General features: G+C 44.2%; 7 protein-coding genes. 2 read left to right on the top strand and 5 right to left on the bottom strand.

All coding sequences use genetic code 11. The features are described from left to right. Positions 1-55 precede the first annotated feature (55 nt). The 3 genes from bioF to IQ274_RS28210 all read right to left on the bottom strand — a co-directional run bounded on the left by bioF (position 56) and on the right by IQ274_RS28210 (position 2,855). Positions 56-1,240, bottom strand: coding sequence for an 8-amino-7-oxononanoate synthase (bioF, locus tag IQ274_RS28220; RefSeq protein WP_194144159.1), 1,185 nt, complete (start codon positions 1,238-1,240; stop codon positions 56-58). Between the two features lie 224 nt (positions 1,241-1,464). After that, positions 1,465-2,097, bottom strand: a complete 633-nt coding sequence (ruvA, locus tag IQ274_RS28215) for a Holliday junction branch migration protein RuvA (RefSeq protein WP_041565497.1) — start codon at positions 2,095-2,097, stop codon at positions 1,465-1,467. After that, positions 2,097-2,855: a sucrose-phosphate phosphatase gene (locus tag IQ274_RS28210; protein ID WP_194144158.1), complete on the bottom strand. Its 759-nt coding sequence runs from the start codon at positions 2,853-2,855 to the stop codon at positions 2,097-2,099. The genes ruvA and IQ274_RS28210 overlap by 1 nt, the downstream gene beginning before the upstream one ends. A gap of 504 nt (positions 2,856-3,359) precedes the next feature. Here IQ274_RS28210 and IQ274_RS28205 point away from each other — a divergent pair. Beyond that, entirely contained in the window at positions 3,360-9,593 is a 6,234-nt protein-coding gene (locus IQ274_RS28205; RefSeq protein WP_194144157.1) for an AAA family ATPase, read from the top strand. A 140-nt stretch (positions 9,594-9,733) separates the two neighbouring features. Here the strand turns inward: IQ274_RS28205 and IQ274_RS28200 are convergent, their stop codons facing one another. Beyond that, on the bottom strand, positions 9,734-14,314 hold the full coding sequence (locus IQ274_RS28200; RefSeq protein ID WP_194144156.1) for a PAS domain-containing protein: 4,581 nt from the start codon (positions 14,312-14,314) through the stop codon (positions 9,734-9,736). Positions 14,315-14,438: 124 nt separating this feature from the next. Here IQ274_RS28200 and IQ274_RS28195 point away from each other — a divergent pair, with 124 nt between their 5' ends. Further along, on the top strand, positions 14,439-14,639 hold the full coding sequence (locus tag IQ274_RS28195) for a hypothetical protein (RefSeq protein ID WP_194144155.1): 201 nt from the start codon (positions 14,439-14,441) through the stop codon (positions 14,637-14,639). Positions 14,640-14,691: 52 nt separating this feature from the next. Here the strand turns inward: IQ274_RS28195 and IQ274_RS28190 are convergent, their stop codons facing one another. Next, on the bottom strand, positions 14,692-15,555 hold the full coding sequence (locus tag IQ274_RS28190; protein ID WP_194144154.1) for a WYL domain-containing protein: 864 nt from the start codon (positions 15,553-15,555) through the stop codon (positions 14,692-14,694). Between the last annotated feature and the right edge of the window lie 337 nt (positions 15,556-15,892).

Below are 15,892 nucleotides of genomic sequence, written 5' to 3'. Positions count from 1 at the left end.
TTATTTTCTTATTCTCCCATTCCCCATTCCCCATTCCCCATTCCCCCTTCCCCATTCAAATAACATCCTTCAGCACTGTTACCAATTTTTCAATATGTGCTACTTCATGAGTCGCCATTACAGATATTCTGATTCGACTTGTGGGCACTGTGGGAGGACGAATTGCTGGAGCAAAAATGCCAGCATCTCTTAGCTGTTTTCCAGCTTTGAGGGCATCTGTGGCATTAGGCAATTGAAAGCATAATATGGGTGATTCAGAAGGCAGCAATTTTAAGTTAGGCAACTGTTGCAGCAAAGTTTTCAAGTAATGTATATTCCCCCACAATTGGGCAAGGTGTTGCGGTTCTTGTTGCACTATCTTGATTGCTGCTAAGGCTGCTGCTGTATCAGCAGGTGAAAGCCCAGTGGTATAAATCCAACTGGGTGCGCGGTTCCGCAAAAAGTCAATTAAGGCGCTACTTCCTGCCACATAACCGCCTAAACTACCCAAAGCTTTACTCAAAGTCCCAATTTGAATTAATTGCTTTCCTGTACACCCAAAATGCTCGACACACCCAGCGCCAGTTTTTCCTAGTACCCCAGTGGCATGAGCCTCATCGACTAGCAGCATACAGCTAAATTCATCAGCCAGATCGAACAGTGCGGGCAAGGGACATAAATCGCCGTCCATGCTGAAGACAGTATCAGTAAGAATCAAACAGCGTCGATAATTTTGCCTCTGCTGATTCAACTTGGCTTTGAGTACTGCCATATCACAGTGCGGATATTCTACAACTGCTGCACCGCTCAGAATCGCTCCATTTTTCAAACTGGAATGATTGTACTGGTCAGATAAAATTAAATCACGCTTGCCCACAAGGGCGGTAATAGCACCCAAATTAGCTAGATACCCTGAACTAAATACCAAGGCATCTTCTGTTTGTTTGGTAGATGCGATCGCCTTTTCTAACTCCCCATGCAATTCTCGATGCCCACTGAGTAATCTAGAACCAGTACTACCAGTGCCAAATTCTGCGATCGCAGCAGTTGCGGCTGCCATCAACCGCTCATCCCCAGCCAATCCCAAATAGTCATTACTGGCAAAATTAATTACCTCTTGCCCAGCTAAAACCACCGTTGCACCCGGACGACCGTTGATAGGTTGTACCGAACGATACCAGTCCGCCCGATGAATTGTTGCTAAGGACTGTTCTAGCCAGGCGTAAGGGTCACGTCGCTTCGCTCCGAATTCAAAATTCAAAATTCAAAATTCAAAATTAATGATCCCCATAAATAATAAATAAATTTAGGGGCTTGTATCATGAGTTGTTTTCGGTCAGTGGGCATAAGGAGGGACAGGGGGAGAATAAGAGATGACCAATGACCAATGACCAATGACCAATGACCAATGACCAATGACAAATGACAAATGACCAATGACCAATGACAAATGACAAATGACCAATGACAAATGACAAATGACAATTAAACTTGTTCGCTGCTGAGATGAGCGATCGCTTGTTTAATCCAATCTTCGACGTAGGCATCTTTGGGTAGGCCGATGTCTTCGCTGACTACATGCAGGGCGTGACTGACCTCATGGGCAGTATATCCCAGGGCGAAGAGGGTCATTTGCACCTCTTCGAGAATTCCTGGTGCTGGCCCGCCTGTGGCGACGAAGAACCCAGCTGATTTACGCCACTCGACTAATTTGCTTTTCAGTTCCAAACAGATGCGCTCTGCGATTTTTTTGCCGACACCGGGAGCCTGAATTAAGATTTGTGTATTGCCAGCGATAATTGCTTGGACTAAATCTGGTAGTTCCAGAGTGTCCAGAAGTGCGATCGCTAAGGCTGCACCAATCCCTGTGACAGTCAGCAAGTGGCGAAATAAATCGCGTTCAGCTGGGGAAGCAAAGCCATATAAATAGGGCACTTCTTCCCGAATTTGGAAATGGGTAAAAATTTGCGCCACGCCTCCCGATTCTGGTAACTGGTTTGCTAGCCGTTGGGGAACTTGCAAATCGTACCCCAAGCCATTGACTTCCAGAGTCAGAATCACGCGATTAGCGCCAATTGTTTGGATACCAGCGACTATACCTTTTAGATAACTAATCATTACAAGAGACCAAAATAATTTAAGCCTTCAATAATTCCACCTGCACAAAAACCTTTTGCTAGGTAGCGGTGCATAGCGGGATACTCGTTATGCCATTGGAGTAACTCTTTTCGGGCATTCCCGACGATGATTCCCCGTTCGTTGCCTACAGCAAATAAAGCAATATCATTACCCGAATCACCACAGACAACTGTTTGTTCTGCTGCAAATTTCCACTTCTGGCGTAAAAACTGCATTGCCTGACCTTTATCGCTGCTATGGGGTACAATGTCAAGGTCAATACCGCTACTGTAGATTAACTTTACATTTAATTTCGATTTCTGCAACTCTGCTTCAAGTTGTGGTAGAACATTCGCAGATGCTTCTTGTTCTAAAAAAAAGCTCACTTTGAAAGGACGCTGTTCTGAATCTGGTTGCCGAAGTAACTCACGGTATTTATGGGTAATAGATAATACAGTTTCCCGTTCCCATCCCGGAGACAGGGTTTCTGACCAATCTGAGTCTGGACTATCAGTACCATTGAGATAAATTTCCGTCCCTACAGAAAGAACAAGGGCATCTGGTTGCAAAAGATTTTTTTGAGCTTGGAGTTGTTTGTAAAGTAAGGGCGATCGCCCGGTAGAATAAACAATTTTAGTGCCGTATTCTTGGCGATGTTGACTCAGCAGTTTATTTAGTTCTGGTAAAGCGCTGTCATCGCCAACGGTGCGATACACGAGGGTGTCATCTAGATCGGTTACAAAAAGAAATGGTTTCATAATTAAAACTCTTGCAAAATTTCGTTATTTTACCGCGTGAAGAGAATTTTGCAAGAAGTTTGTTTGCTAAAAACCAAATATATCAGACATTCGATTTGAGGTTAAGGATAGTTGCAATTATCATCAGGAACGGGTTATAGGCATTTTCAATCAAAAAGCCCCTTCTTTTCCCACAGGATAGAACCTTGGAGGGAAATCAAGTGATAATCAGCTATTTACTTATTGGAAATCGCTGTAGTAATAAGCCAGGAAGCAGAAAATCATTTTCAAAAAATGGGGAGTTAAAGCTTTAATGCCTTCAGCTTTTTGTAAGTCGATAAATTGCTTTTCTATTGGTTATATATTTTTTGTATTTTCTGCTAACTCAGTTGCACAAAGAGCGATCGCTAACGTGTAGTTTTTCATCAGGAAATACATCCAAAACGTAAATAATTGCGAAAGTTTGTTACAAAAAATTTCCTGTGGGGAATTCTAAACTGACTAGAAAAATTCCCTGAAAAAGTGATGAGCGTAAAAGTGGATGTAACTGTAACACTGTCAGGCTACCAAATTAGAGAGCAACTATACTCAGGTTCACGTACACTCGTATATCGCGCGGTCAGAGAAGCAGATAACCAAGCAGTTGTAATTAAGCTTTTAAAACGAGAGTACCCCAGCTTTAGTGAACTCGTACAGTTTCGCAACCAATATGCCCTAGCCAAAAACCTAGAGATTCCTGGGATTATTAAGCCCTACAGCCTTGAACCCTATAATAATGGCTATGCTTTGGTGATGGAAGATTTTGGTGGCATATCACTGCGACAATTTATTAAGGAACAGCCGCAACACTTAGACCAATCTTTAATTATAGCCCTACAACTAACAGAGATTCTGCACCAGTTACATCAACAACGGGTGATTCATAAAGACATTAAACCTGCTAATATCCTGATTCACCCAGACACCAAGGTGTTAAAGCTGATAGACTTTAGCATCTCCTCCTTGTTACCGAGAGAAACCACCGAAATCCAAAATCCAAATGTCCTGGAAGGGACTCTAGCTTATCTATCACCAGAACAGACAGGACGCATGAATCGGGGGATTGACTACCGCAGCGACTTCTATTCATTGGGAGTAAGTTTCTTTGAGCTACTGACAGGAAAAGTGCCTTTTGATGCTCAAGACCCGATGGAATTAGTGCATTGTCATATTGCAAAACTTCCTCCTAATGTGTGCGATGTCAACTCTGAGATCCCTTTGGTTGTGGGAGAAATTATTCACAAGCTGATGGCGAAGAATGCCGAAGACCGCTACCAGACTGCGTTGGGACTAAAACATGATTTGCATCTATGTATAGAAAAACTGAAAGAAATAGGAAAAATTGAGCATTTCGCGATTGGAAAGCGAGATATAAGCGATCGCTTCGTAATGGCAGAAAAACTCTATGGCAGAGAGCAAGAAGTTAAAATACTACTAGAAGCATTCGAGCGGGTTGCCAGTGGGACATCGGAGTTCATGTTAGTGGCGGGGTTCTCCGGCATTGGTAAAACGGCAGTGGTGAATGAAGTACATAAACCCATTGTCCGGCAACGAGGCTACTTTATTAAAGGCAAGTATGACCAGTTCAACCGCAACATTCCCCTCAGTGCCTTTGTACAAGCCTTCCGTGACTTAATGGGGCAGTTGTTAGGCGAAAGTGACACCCAATTAAAGCAATGGAAATGGAAGATTTTGACGGCGTTGGGGGAAAATGCCCAAGTAATTATCGATGTGATTCCTGAGTTAGAGCAGATTATTGGGCAACAATCCCCAGTGGTGGAACTATCAGGTAATGCTTCCCAGAACCGTTTTAATCTGTTGTTCCAAAAATTTATTCAAGTATTTACTACAGTTACACATCCCTTGGTGATGTTTTTGGATGATTTACAGTGGGCAGATTCAGCATCACTAAACTTGATTCAGGTATTGATCGGACAAAGAGAAAGCGGCTTCATGTTATTGATTGGTGCATATCGTGATAATGAAGTCTCGCCTGCTCATCCGTTGATATTGACGTTAGAAGAAATCAAGAAAGCTGGCACTACAGTCAATACAATCACACTGGCTCCCTTGAGTCAAGAAAGTTTAAATTCGCTAGTTACAGATACATTACAATGTCCAGCAGCGATCGCTCAACCTTTAACCCAGCTAGTTTATCAAAAAACTCAAGGAAACCCCTTTTTCAGCACACAGTTTCTCAAGGCGCTACATGAAGAGGGAGCTATTGAGTTTGATCCTCAAGCTGGGCATTGGCAGTGTGATATTAGTGATGTGCAATTGCTCTCTCTGAGAGATGACGTGGTAGAGTTAATGGCAATGCAGTTGCAGAAGTTGCCAGTTGCCACTCAAAATGCCCTGAAACTCGCAGCATGTATTGGTAACTCCTTTGATTTAGCAACACTGGCAATTGTCTATGAAAAGTCTCAAGCTGAAACTGCTACTGACTTATGGAAAGCCCTTCAGGAAGGATTAGTGATTCCCAGCAATGATATTTACAAGTTTTATCAGTCAAAATCAGAGTTGTTGATTGAGGAGAATGAACAGATAGAAGCAGATAATAAAGTAGTTGTTTTCTACAAATTTTTGCATGGTCGCGTCCAACAAGCTGCTTATTCGCTCATTCCCGATAACCAAAAACAACTGATGCACTTAAAAATTGGGCGATTGCTCTTAAGTGTAATGAACGAAACGGAAAAAGAGGAAAAAATCTTCGAGATTGTTAATCAATTAAATAAAGGAGCCGATTTAATTGTCTTAGAAACAGAACGGGAGACATTAGCGAAGCTAAATTTAACTGCTGCACAAAAAGCCAAATCTGCAACTGCTTACGTGGCTGCAATTGAATACGCTACTAAAGGCATACAACTGCTCACGGAAAGTTGTTGGCGGCAATGCTATGATTTAACGTTGGCTCTCCATGATTTAGCCGCAGAAGTAGCCTGTTTGAGTGGTGACTTTGGGCAAATGGAGCAGATAGTTGATGAGGTACTGCAAAATGCTCGTCAATTACTAGACAAAGTGAAAGTCTATGAAGTGAGAATTCTGGCTGATGTCGCTCAGAGTCAGCAACCTAAAGCCATTAAAACCGCTCTTTCTGCTTTGAAATTATTTGGAATGTCGTTTCCAGAGGAGCCGACTGACGCAGATATTACTGAAAGTTTGCAACAGACTCAAGATGTATTAAAAGAAAAACATTTAGAAGATTTGCTGGAACTGCCTGAGATGAAAGACCTCCGAGGTCTGGCAGTGATCCGAATTTTAGCGACTGTAACAGCAGCAGTCTATCAAGCGGTTCCAGCATTGCTGCCGTTAATCGTGTGCAAGCAGGTGAGGTTATCGGTTGCTTATGGTAATGCTGGGGTATCAGCACAGGCTTATGCTTGGTATGGAGTAATTTTGTGTGGTACTGGAGAAATAGATTTAGGCGATCGCATTGGTGAACTGGCAATGGGACTACTATCACGCTTCGAGAGTAGAGAATTTAAAGCCAGCACGATTAACATGGTTTATCCTTTTGTGAAACCTTGGAAACATCATATTCAAAATTCACTCGCTCCTTTGCTCGACGGATACCATAGCGGTCTGGAGATGGGTACTTTAGAATATGCTGCTGACTGTGCCTACAATTATTGTTCGCTGTCCTTTTTTCTCGGCAAAGATTTGTCAATCTTAGAACCAGAGATGAAGGTTTATAGTCAGGTATTGGCTCAATTAAAACAGGAAGTTGCTCACAATTACCTAAGAGTCTTTTACCAATCCGTCTTAAATTTACTGGGGCAGAGTAAGTGTTCTTGGGAAATTAAAGGTGTGGTTTATGACGAAGAAATGATGTTGCCCAAGCATCAGCAGGCTAACGATCTCTATGCAATGGGAACACTGTATATTAATAAACTAATTCTTTGTTACTTGTTCAATGAGTGGGAACAAGCAACAAAAGTGGCAGTTAATGCCAAACAATATTTGAATGGTGTATCCGGTTGTTTCATGATTCCGGTGTTTCACTTTTACGATTCATTAACCCATCTGGCGATATTATCCAACGCCCAAGGTAAGGAATGTAATAGTTTGCCCCAGGAAGTTGTTAGCAACCAGAAGAAACTCAAAGATTGGGCAAACCATGCCCCTACAAACCATTTACACAAATTTTATTTGGTTGAAGCAGAGCAGTATCGGGTGTTGGGGCGAATGTATGAAGCAATGGATTACTACGATCGCGCGATCGCCTCCGCGAAAGCAAATGCATATATTCAAGAAGAAGCCCTAAGCAATGAACTAGCAGGCAGATTTTACCTCAATTGGGGTAAAGAAAAACTCGCCCAAGCATATATGCAAGAAGCATATTACTGCTACGCCCGTTGGGGAGCGAAAGCCAAAGTAACTGGCTTGGAACAGCGCTATCCTCAGCTTTTAACCGCAATTGTGCAACAACCGCAACCTTTACTTAAGCCATCTGACACAATTTTTGCCCCATCTTTTCATTCGACTCAAACCTCTAGCTCCAGCAATATTACAGAATCGCTCGATTTGGCAACCATTCTCAAAGCCTCTCAAACTCTTTCTGGTGAAATTGAATTAGAAAAACTCCTAATGATGCTGCTTCAGATAGTAATTGAAAATGCTGGGGCAGAAAAATGCGTGTTAATGCTGCTGCGGGACAATCGCTTGTTGATTAAAGGGACTATCAGCGTTAATACTCAACCCATCGTTCTGCAAAAAATTCCAGTGGAGGAAAGCCACGACATTCCTCTGAAAGTGATTTATCACGTCAAACATTCCTTACAACCTGTGGTGTTGGCGGATGCCACTAATCATCCAGTCTTTGCCAGTGATGCTTACATTTTGAGCCAACAGCCAAAAAGCATCTTGTGTAATCCGATTCTCCATCGGGGTCGATTCGCAGGTATCCTTTATTTGGAGAATAACTTGACGACTGGGGCATTTACTAGCGATCGCGTCGAACTGCTTAACCTGTTATGTACTCAAGCCGCTATTTCTCTAGAAAATGCCCGACTTTATGAGCAGACACAACAAACACTGGTAGAATTGCGTGCCAGTGAAGCCCGCTTCCAGAAGGTGGTTGACAATATTCCAGGCATGGTGTTTCAATTCTGTCTGGCTACCGATGGCTCTTTCTGGACACCCTACGTCAGTTCTGGTTGCTATGACCTGTATGAGGTTGATCCAAAGGCAGTGATGGCAGGGGTACACAACATTCACCTCATGGCGCATCCAGACGATTCCTCAACTCTGGGACAGTTAGTTGCTGATTCTGGTCGAATGTTAACGCCTTTTAGTCACGAGTGGCGAATTGTGACTCCTTCAGGCAAAATCAAATGGATTCAATGTGTTTCTCGACCAGAACTGCAAGCTGATGGCTTGATTGTGTGGGATGGGGTGGTGATTGATATTAGCGATGTCTACGACGAGCTTCGTTTACGCAAACAAGCGGAAGCCGCACTTCAAGAGAAAGAGGAGTTTCTGAGCAGCATTTACAACGGAGCCGAAATAATCATCTTTGTTGTGGATGTGTTGGATAACGATCGCTTCCATTACGCCGGATGGAACGCTGTTGCGGAACGAGCCTCTGGAATTCGTAGTGCTGATGCCGTAGGCAAAACGCCTACTGAAGTCCTTGGGGCAGCACAGGCCCAGACTATCCAACAACGGCTTGCTGAGTGCGCCAGAACGGGAATGCCCCTTTATTATGAGCATTGCCTAACCTTTGATGGGCAGGAAACCTGGTGGTTTATCAACTTCAACCCACTCAAGAATACTGAGGGACAGATTTACCGGGTTATTGGCACAAGCTTTGATATTAGCGATCGCAAACGCGCCGAAGTCCAATTGAATCATCGCACAGCAGAATTAGAGCAAATCCTGCAACAACTCCAGCACACCCAAACCCAGATGATCCAATCCGAGAAAATGTCAGGATTGGGGCAACTGGTGGCAGGCGTTGCCCATGAAATCAACAACCCAGTCAACTTTATTTTCGGCAATCTTAGCCACGCCAATGAATACACCAAAAATATTCTGAAACTCCTAGAACTTTATCAGAAACATTACCCAATTCCTCATTCTGATATTCAAGAAGAAGCCGAAGCAATGGACTTGGAGTTTTTAGTAGAAGACTTACCCAAACTTATTTATTCCATGCGAGTTGGAGCAGAACGCATTCAAAAAATTGTTGTCTCTCTACGCACTTTCTCGCGCATGGATGAAGCCGAGATGAAAGAAGTCAATATTCATGAGGGCATTGATAGCACACTGATGATTCTGCAACATCGACTGAAAGCGAAACCTGATTCTCTTGGCATTGAGATTGTCAAAGCTTATGGAGAGTTACCGTTAGTCGAATGCTATGCCGGACAACTCAATCAAGTGTTTATGAATCTTTTGAGCAATGCTATTGATGCCCTAGAAGAAGCAAACGCTCAAGACAAAACCTTAACTCCTACCATTACGATTAGCACTTGCCTGGTAGAAAGCAAACAAGTTGTCATTAAAATTGCAGATAATGGCCCCGGAATTCCTGCTCATATCAAGCAAAAATTATTTGATCCATTCTTTACGACAAAAGCTGTCGGCAAAGGTACAGGAATGGGACTTTCTATTAGTTATCAAATTGTGGCTGAAAAACACAAAGGCACATTACATTGTGTTTCCGAACCAGGACAGGGAGCCACATTCATTGTGATGATTCCGATTTGCCAATCTTGATCGGGAGCAATTCGAAAAAGTAAGTGGGATTATGATGATTTGTCATTTGTCATTTGTCATTGGTCATTTGTCATTGGTCATTTGTCATTTGTCATTTGTCATTTGTCATTGGTCATTTGTCATTTGTCATTGGTCATTTGTCATTTGTCATTTCTTATTCTCCCCTTCTCCCCTGCTCCCCTGCTCCCCTGCCCCATCTTGATCTGTGCGAGTGCCACCACAGCTTGCACTAACTCTTCTGGATCGAGGGGCTTGGTAACGTGGCGTTGATAGCCACTGGTTATGGCTCGCTGGTAATCATCAACTCTGGCATAAGCAGTCAAAGCGATCGCGGGAATTTGTCCGCCTTTTTCGGGGGTTAAAGTTCGGATCTGTTGAATCAAGGAATAACCATCGACTTCAGGCATCCCAATATCACTGACTAACACATCCGGTTGAAAGGACTCCAGGTTTGCTAACACTTCTGCCGCAGAAGCAACAGTCAAGACTGTAGCTCCGTATTCAGTAAGCAATACTGTTAATAGCTCACGGGCATCGGGATCATCATCCACTGTCAGAACTCGAATTCCCGTGAGTTCAAGTCCTGGTTGTGGTAACTCATCTATCTGCTTGATTTCTGGTTGAAGATTCAGTAGTGGCAACTGGACTGTAAAGGTAGCTCCCAAGCCAACACCCGGACTGTCAGCCATGATGGTGCCGCCGTGAGCCTCAACCAACTGCCGGACGATCGCTAATCCCAATCCTAACCCGCCATACTTGCGAGTAATTGAAACATCTTCTTGACGGAATGACTCAAAAATATACGGGAGAAACTCAAGGTTAATGCCTTTACCAGTGTCACGGACGATAATCTGTGCCTGCTCATCTACTTGCTCTAATCGGATTTCAACCCGTCCTCCCTTGGGGGTAAACTTGATAGCGTTGGAAAGTAAATTCCAAACGATCTGTTGCAAGCGGTTGGAATCTCCAGAGACTTGCCCAATATTTGGCAGCACCGGATGCAACGAAATTGATTTGGCAATGGCTGCTGTAGTTACCGTGTCGATCGCAGATTCAATAATAAATGCCAGATTCACAGGTACAGCATCTATGGTGAGTTTGCCGCGCAGAATCTTGGCAACATCCAGCAAGTCATCAATCAGTTGAGTTTGCAGTTTGGCATTGCGTTCAATGGTGGCTAAAGCTTCAGCTGTTTTGGTTTCACTAAATTTACGGGTTTGCAGCAGTTTTGTCCAGCCGAGAATTGGGTTGAGAGGCGATCGCAATTCATGAGAGAGAACGGCCAAAAATTCATCTTTGATCCGATTAGCGCGTTCGGCTTCGGCTCTGGCTGCTTGCTCTAGCTGAAATAGGCGATCGCGTTGGATTTCAGCTTGTTTGCGATCGGTGATATCCTGGACATTACCTACCATCCGCACCGCATTGCCCGCAGCATCATAGAAAACCTGACCTCTAGCCGCTAACCAGCGAATACCATCAGGATGTATAGTGCGGAAGTCATCTTCATAGTACTCTTCCTGTTGCTGGATGGTGCGACTCACCCCTTCATCGGCTGAGGTGCGATCGTCTGGGTGCAGGAGACTTAACCACAGTTGATATGTGATTTCCTTTATGCTTGGATCAAGCCCAAACAGATTGACGTACTCTTCAGATACATGAGCGCTATTGTGGATAATGTCCCAGTCCCATAATCCCGATTGCGTCGCTTTGTACGCCAATTTTAACCGGGCTTCGCTCTCCTGCAACAGGAGTTCTATCTTTTTGCGATCGGTAATGTCTCGTGAAATCAATAAGATTCGTTCCAGCTGCCCGGAGGCATCTAAAATCGGGCTAATGACCACTTCCCACCATTTCGGAGTGCCTTTTACAGTTGGGCAGTATCCGCTAAAAATGCTGACTTTGCCTGTTTTAGTGGCAGTAAGTGCCTCCTCTGCCTGTTGCCGAGAACTGCCTTCCCAGAAACAGAGCCATTCATTATTGAGATGGGCATTTAAGTCATCAATTTCCATCAAACACAGTCCACCTGTATTCATGTACAGCAGCCGTCCATCAAGACTTAATACCTTGATGCAGTCAGAACTGCTGTCTAAAATGCGGTTTTTAAATTCTTCACTCTGGCGCAAGGCTTCTTCGGTTTGTTGGCGAGTGGTGATATCTCGCCAAGTAGCAACAAATCCGTCTCCAAATTTAGCCACGCGGATATCAAAGGCTCGAACTAAGCGTTGTTGCCCGTAATCATCCTCATAAAGTAGGCTGTCTTTAATGAGCGGCTGTCCTGTTTCTACTACCTGGCAGTATTCATTAAACAATCCACTTTCATGATGCCCTGGTAGTAATTCACACAACCCATGCCCAATCTGCTGCTCATAAGTCATTTGATTGTTGAAACAAGCCGCGCTATTGACATATTCAGTTACAAAATCGACAATCTGTCCCCGATCATTCCGTACAGCACGGTATACCCCAAAGCAGTCCAGCATATTTTCAACTGAAGTGCGGAAGCGTTCTTCGCTCTTTCGCAGAGCAAGTTCTGCCTGTTTGTGATCGCTGATATCATGATGGATGCCTGAAAGACGGAGTGGATTGCCCTGTCGATCCCGCGAAACTACCTTTCCGTGGTTGGCTATCCATTTCCACTCCCCAGACTTGGTTAACATTCGATATTCAAATTTGTAAGACACCGAATCGTCGTGAAGATGAGCATTCAACCGTTCCATCACCCAAACTTTATCGTCAGGATGAATCAGTCGCTCCCAAGCGCTAAAGTCCCCAGGTAAATCTCCTTGCTCATATCCCAACATTTCCAGCCATTGGGAACTTAAATAATCTTCATTGGTAACAATATTCCAATCCCAGAGACCGCCACCAGAACCTTCCAGTGCCATTTGCAGGCGTTCTTCACTGTCTCGCAAGGCTTGCTCTGCCTGTTTGCGTTCGCGTAGCGCAGCTTGCTGTTCGCTGATGTCTTCGGCAATGCCTGCAAACCGATAAATCTCTCCTGTTTCATCTCGAAGGGGAAAGCAGCGATCGTGAACCCAGCGAATACTACCATCGGCTAAAATAATTCGGTATTCCTCATCGAATTTACCTGCGACAGCTTTTTCATGAAACGCTCTGTCTGTCGCTTCTCGATCTTCTGGGTGGATATGATCGACCCATGCTTGTTGTCCTTGATACAATTCCTCTGGGTTCAATCCCCACAGGCGTTTATATGCAGGACTAACATAGCTGACCCGATTTTCCTGTACCTCTTTGATCCAGAACACCGCATCAATATTTTCTGCAAGCTGCCGAAAACGTTCCTCACTCTCGCGCAGAGTTTCGGCTGACTGTTTGCGTTCGGTGATATCGAGATCGATACCCGCCATCTGAATCGGTTGCCCGTGTTGGTCGTAGAATACCTTGCCCTGGCTCAGTGCCCACCGAATCTTACCATTGGGATATACTACCCGAAATTCAATGTCATAGTCTTCTCCAGTGGCGATGGCATGATCGACGACTGCTAGAACGCGATCGCGATCGTCTTGGTGCAACCGCGCCACAAACATTTCAAATGAGCCGTCAAACTCTCCTGGTTGCAGCCCAAATAAGGCTTCCAGGTTATCCGACCAGGTAATTTTTCCCGTTTGGATGTTCCAGTTCCACGTTCCCATCCGAGAGGCTGAGAGTGCCAATCGCAGATGTTCTTCGCTTTGGCGCAGTTCTGCTTCTACCTGTTGGCGTTCCTTTAGCTCACGCTGTGCCTGCTGATACAGTTCTGCCTGTCGCAAGGCGATACTCATCTGAGTTGCCAACTCTTTAAGCAAGTCAATTTCTAAGGGCTGCCAAAATCGCGGGGAGGTACAATGATGAGCAATTAGCAATCCCCAAAACTGGTTGTCTTGCAGAATTGGTACAACCAGATGAGCTTTGACTTGAAACTGTGCCAACAATTCACCGTGGCATGGGTCAATACTGCTGTCATGAATGTCCGATACTGCCGTTACTTGCCCCTGATAATAGCCTTCGATATAATTCTTGATAAAGGCGGGATCGTAGCTGACAAGTTGCGGTCGATTGGAGGTGATGTAGGTCTCAGCTAGGAAGGGATCTTGGATAGTAGAAGAAAGAAGCGATCGCCACTCTGTCCCAACTGATTCTGCCACTACTGTCCCATCCCCACCAGGATTTAACCGAAAAACCAGGACGCGATCTGTGTGAAGAAACTGCCGCACCTCGGCTACAGTTGCCTGAAGAATTTCATCCAGATTCAGAGATAAGTGAATTTGCTGGGTAATTTGCGCGACTACGCGCTCTCGTTCAATACGCTGTTGCAGTTGGGTGCGTAGCCGCACTGTTTCAATTGCCCCATTGATTGCTATTTGTAGTCCTTGTGCGGTAATTTGCTCTTTGACAATATAATCTTGTGCGCCGGCTTTCATCGCCTGAACTGCGATTGCCTCATTGCCCTGCCCTGTGACAACAATCACAGGTAGGCACTGCTGTTGGGTTGAGGTTTGCAATTTAGCCAGAAATTCCAGTCCGTCTATGTCAGGCAGTCGATAATCAAGTAAAATGGCATCTGGTTGGTGTTGCTGGCAAAGTTCTAGCCCTTGCTGTCCCAGGGTTCCTTCTAGGAAAGTGTAAGAATATTCGCGATCGCGCAACAAATACCGCCGATATAGCTCTCGATCTTCTGGGGAATCATCGACAATTAAGAGGGTGCGCTGTTGCTGAGACATCGTGAATTAATTGAGCGGATAGAGTTCAAGCCCACATTCCGCAGGTTATCATAGAGAGATTACTATTTTTGAAATAGCGCTAAAATCCTCATCCATGTAAGGATTTTACCATACCCTCTATTTTATGACTTTAGGAAAAGTCTATGATAATCCTGTGCGCCGACTTTCATCGCCTGAACTGCGATCACCTCAAAACATTGCAGTTGCTCGTCCGAAAAGGCAACAGTTGCAGGCAATTCAGGATTATCCCGTCCCTGAATCAGTTGAGCGTGAACTCTTATTGGATTTTCCACCACCTCTTACTCCCTACAACTCCTTCTGTTAGTAGTTTACTTGGACTTGTCTGTACACCGTAGCCGACTCGGAGAGGGAAAGAGTTAAGACCTGGTTTCGATATCGTATAACTGGCAGAGGGTGAGGAGTTTTTGTTTAAGGCGATCGCGCAGACTCTCAGGTGATACAATCACGCAATCTTCCCAATACCGTGATACTTCTCGAATCAACCAGAAGGGGTTAGCTACTCGGCGCACCACCTGACGCACATCATTAATCATGTCATCCTCAATATCATCTTCTTTCGGTTGATAGGCTTTAGCTAGCCAGCCTCGAAAGTGTAATTGCACTTTTAGATAATCAAGTTCACCCCGCCAATCACCACTAGTAGGGACAACAGACTTAATTCGCTCAAAGCTTAAGCAACGATTGTGCCAAAGTTCGGGTAATTCTGGAATATCGTTTTCTACGTCTGCTGTCTCTTCGCACCAAATCATGAGATAGAAGCGTTTCTCAAAGAAGCGCACCTCAGCGTGACGAACTTTGTAATCTAGCTCGTGACCTTGAGAGTTGGAATAGAGAATGTAGAAAGGCTGTTTGGCTTTACTTAGTTCTTCTATCGTATTTCGCCATTCTTGGATAGGTTGACTAAGTTGTTTCATCAGCAATTGACGAAGAGGTGCTTCGAGATTGCCCCGTTCCAGTAAAAGTGCAAGTACAGTTTGCGCTTCTCCTATATGACCTGCATCATTCAAAGCTTTTATTGCCTGCTGTAAGGCATTAACTTGGTTAGAGTCAAGCGTAAAAGGCTTTCCGACCTCTACAGATTGTTGTGCGATCGCCACTATTAAGCCCGAAATACTGGGTTCTTTGCCCCAAGTGATATTGAGTTGGCGAGCGATCGCTTCTAGTTGTTCCTTAGTTCCTGGCGGAATTGACAGTGTAATCGTTTCTTTTTTTCTCGGCATTTACAAAATGTACTTGCACTTTTATTTTACTTGTGCCATACTTCTATTTGTAATTGTAAATCAGGATATTAACCTCAAGTGCATGGACATCTAGAAATAATTATGTTCATGAAGGGAAAGTGTAACCACATTACTTTGATGCTCTAGCAATGGGGTTATCAAAGAAGACATTAAAAAAGCCAGAGAGCAACTCTGGCTGACCAACCCTGATAGGGATTTGTTTGCAAAAAGAAACTGACCCCTATGTATATATGTCACTATTTTCAATCCCTGATAGGGATTGTGAAGATATTTGGGGTCACAAATAAATATAACCCAATATGACCCCAAACTAGAG

The organism is Nostoc sp. LEGE 12447, assembly GCF_015206985.1.
GTDB lineage: Bacteria > Cyanobacteriota > Cyanobacteriia > Cyanobacteriales > Nostocaceae > Nostoc.
Note: the sequence above shows the minus strand (reverse complement) of the source record. Positions and strands in the feature narration are given on the sequence as shown.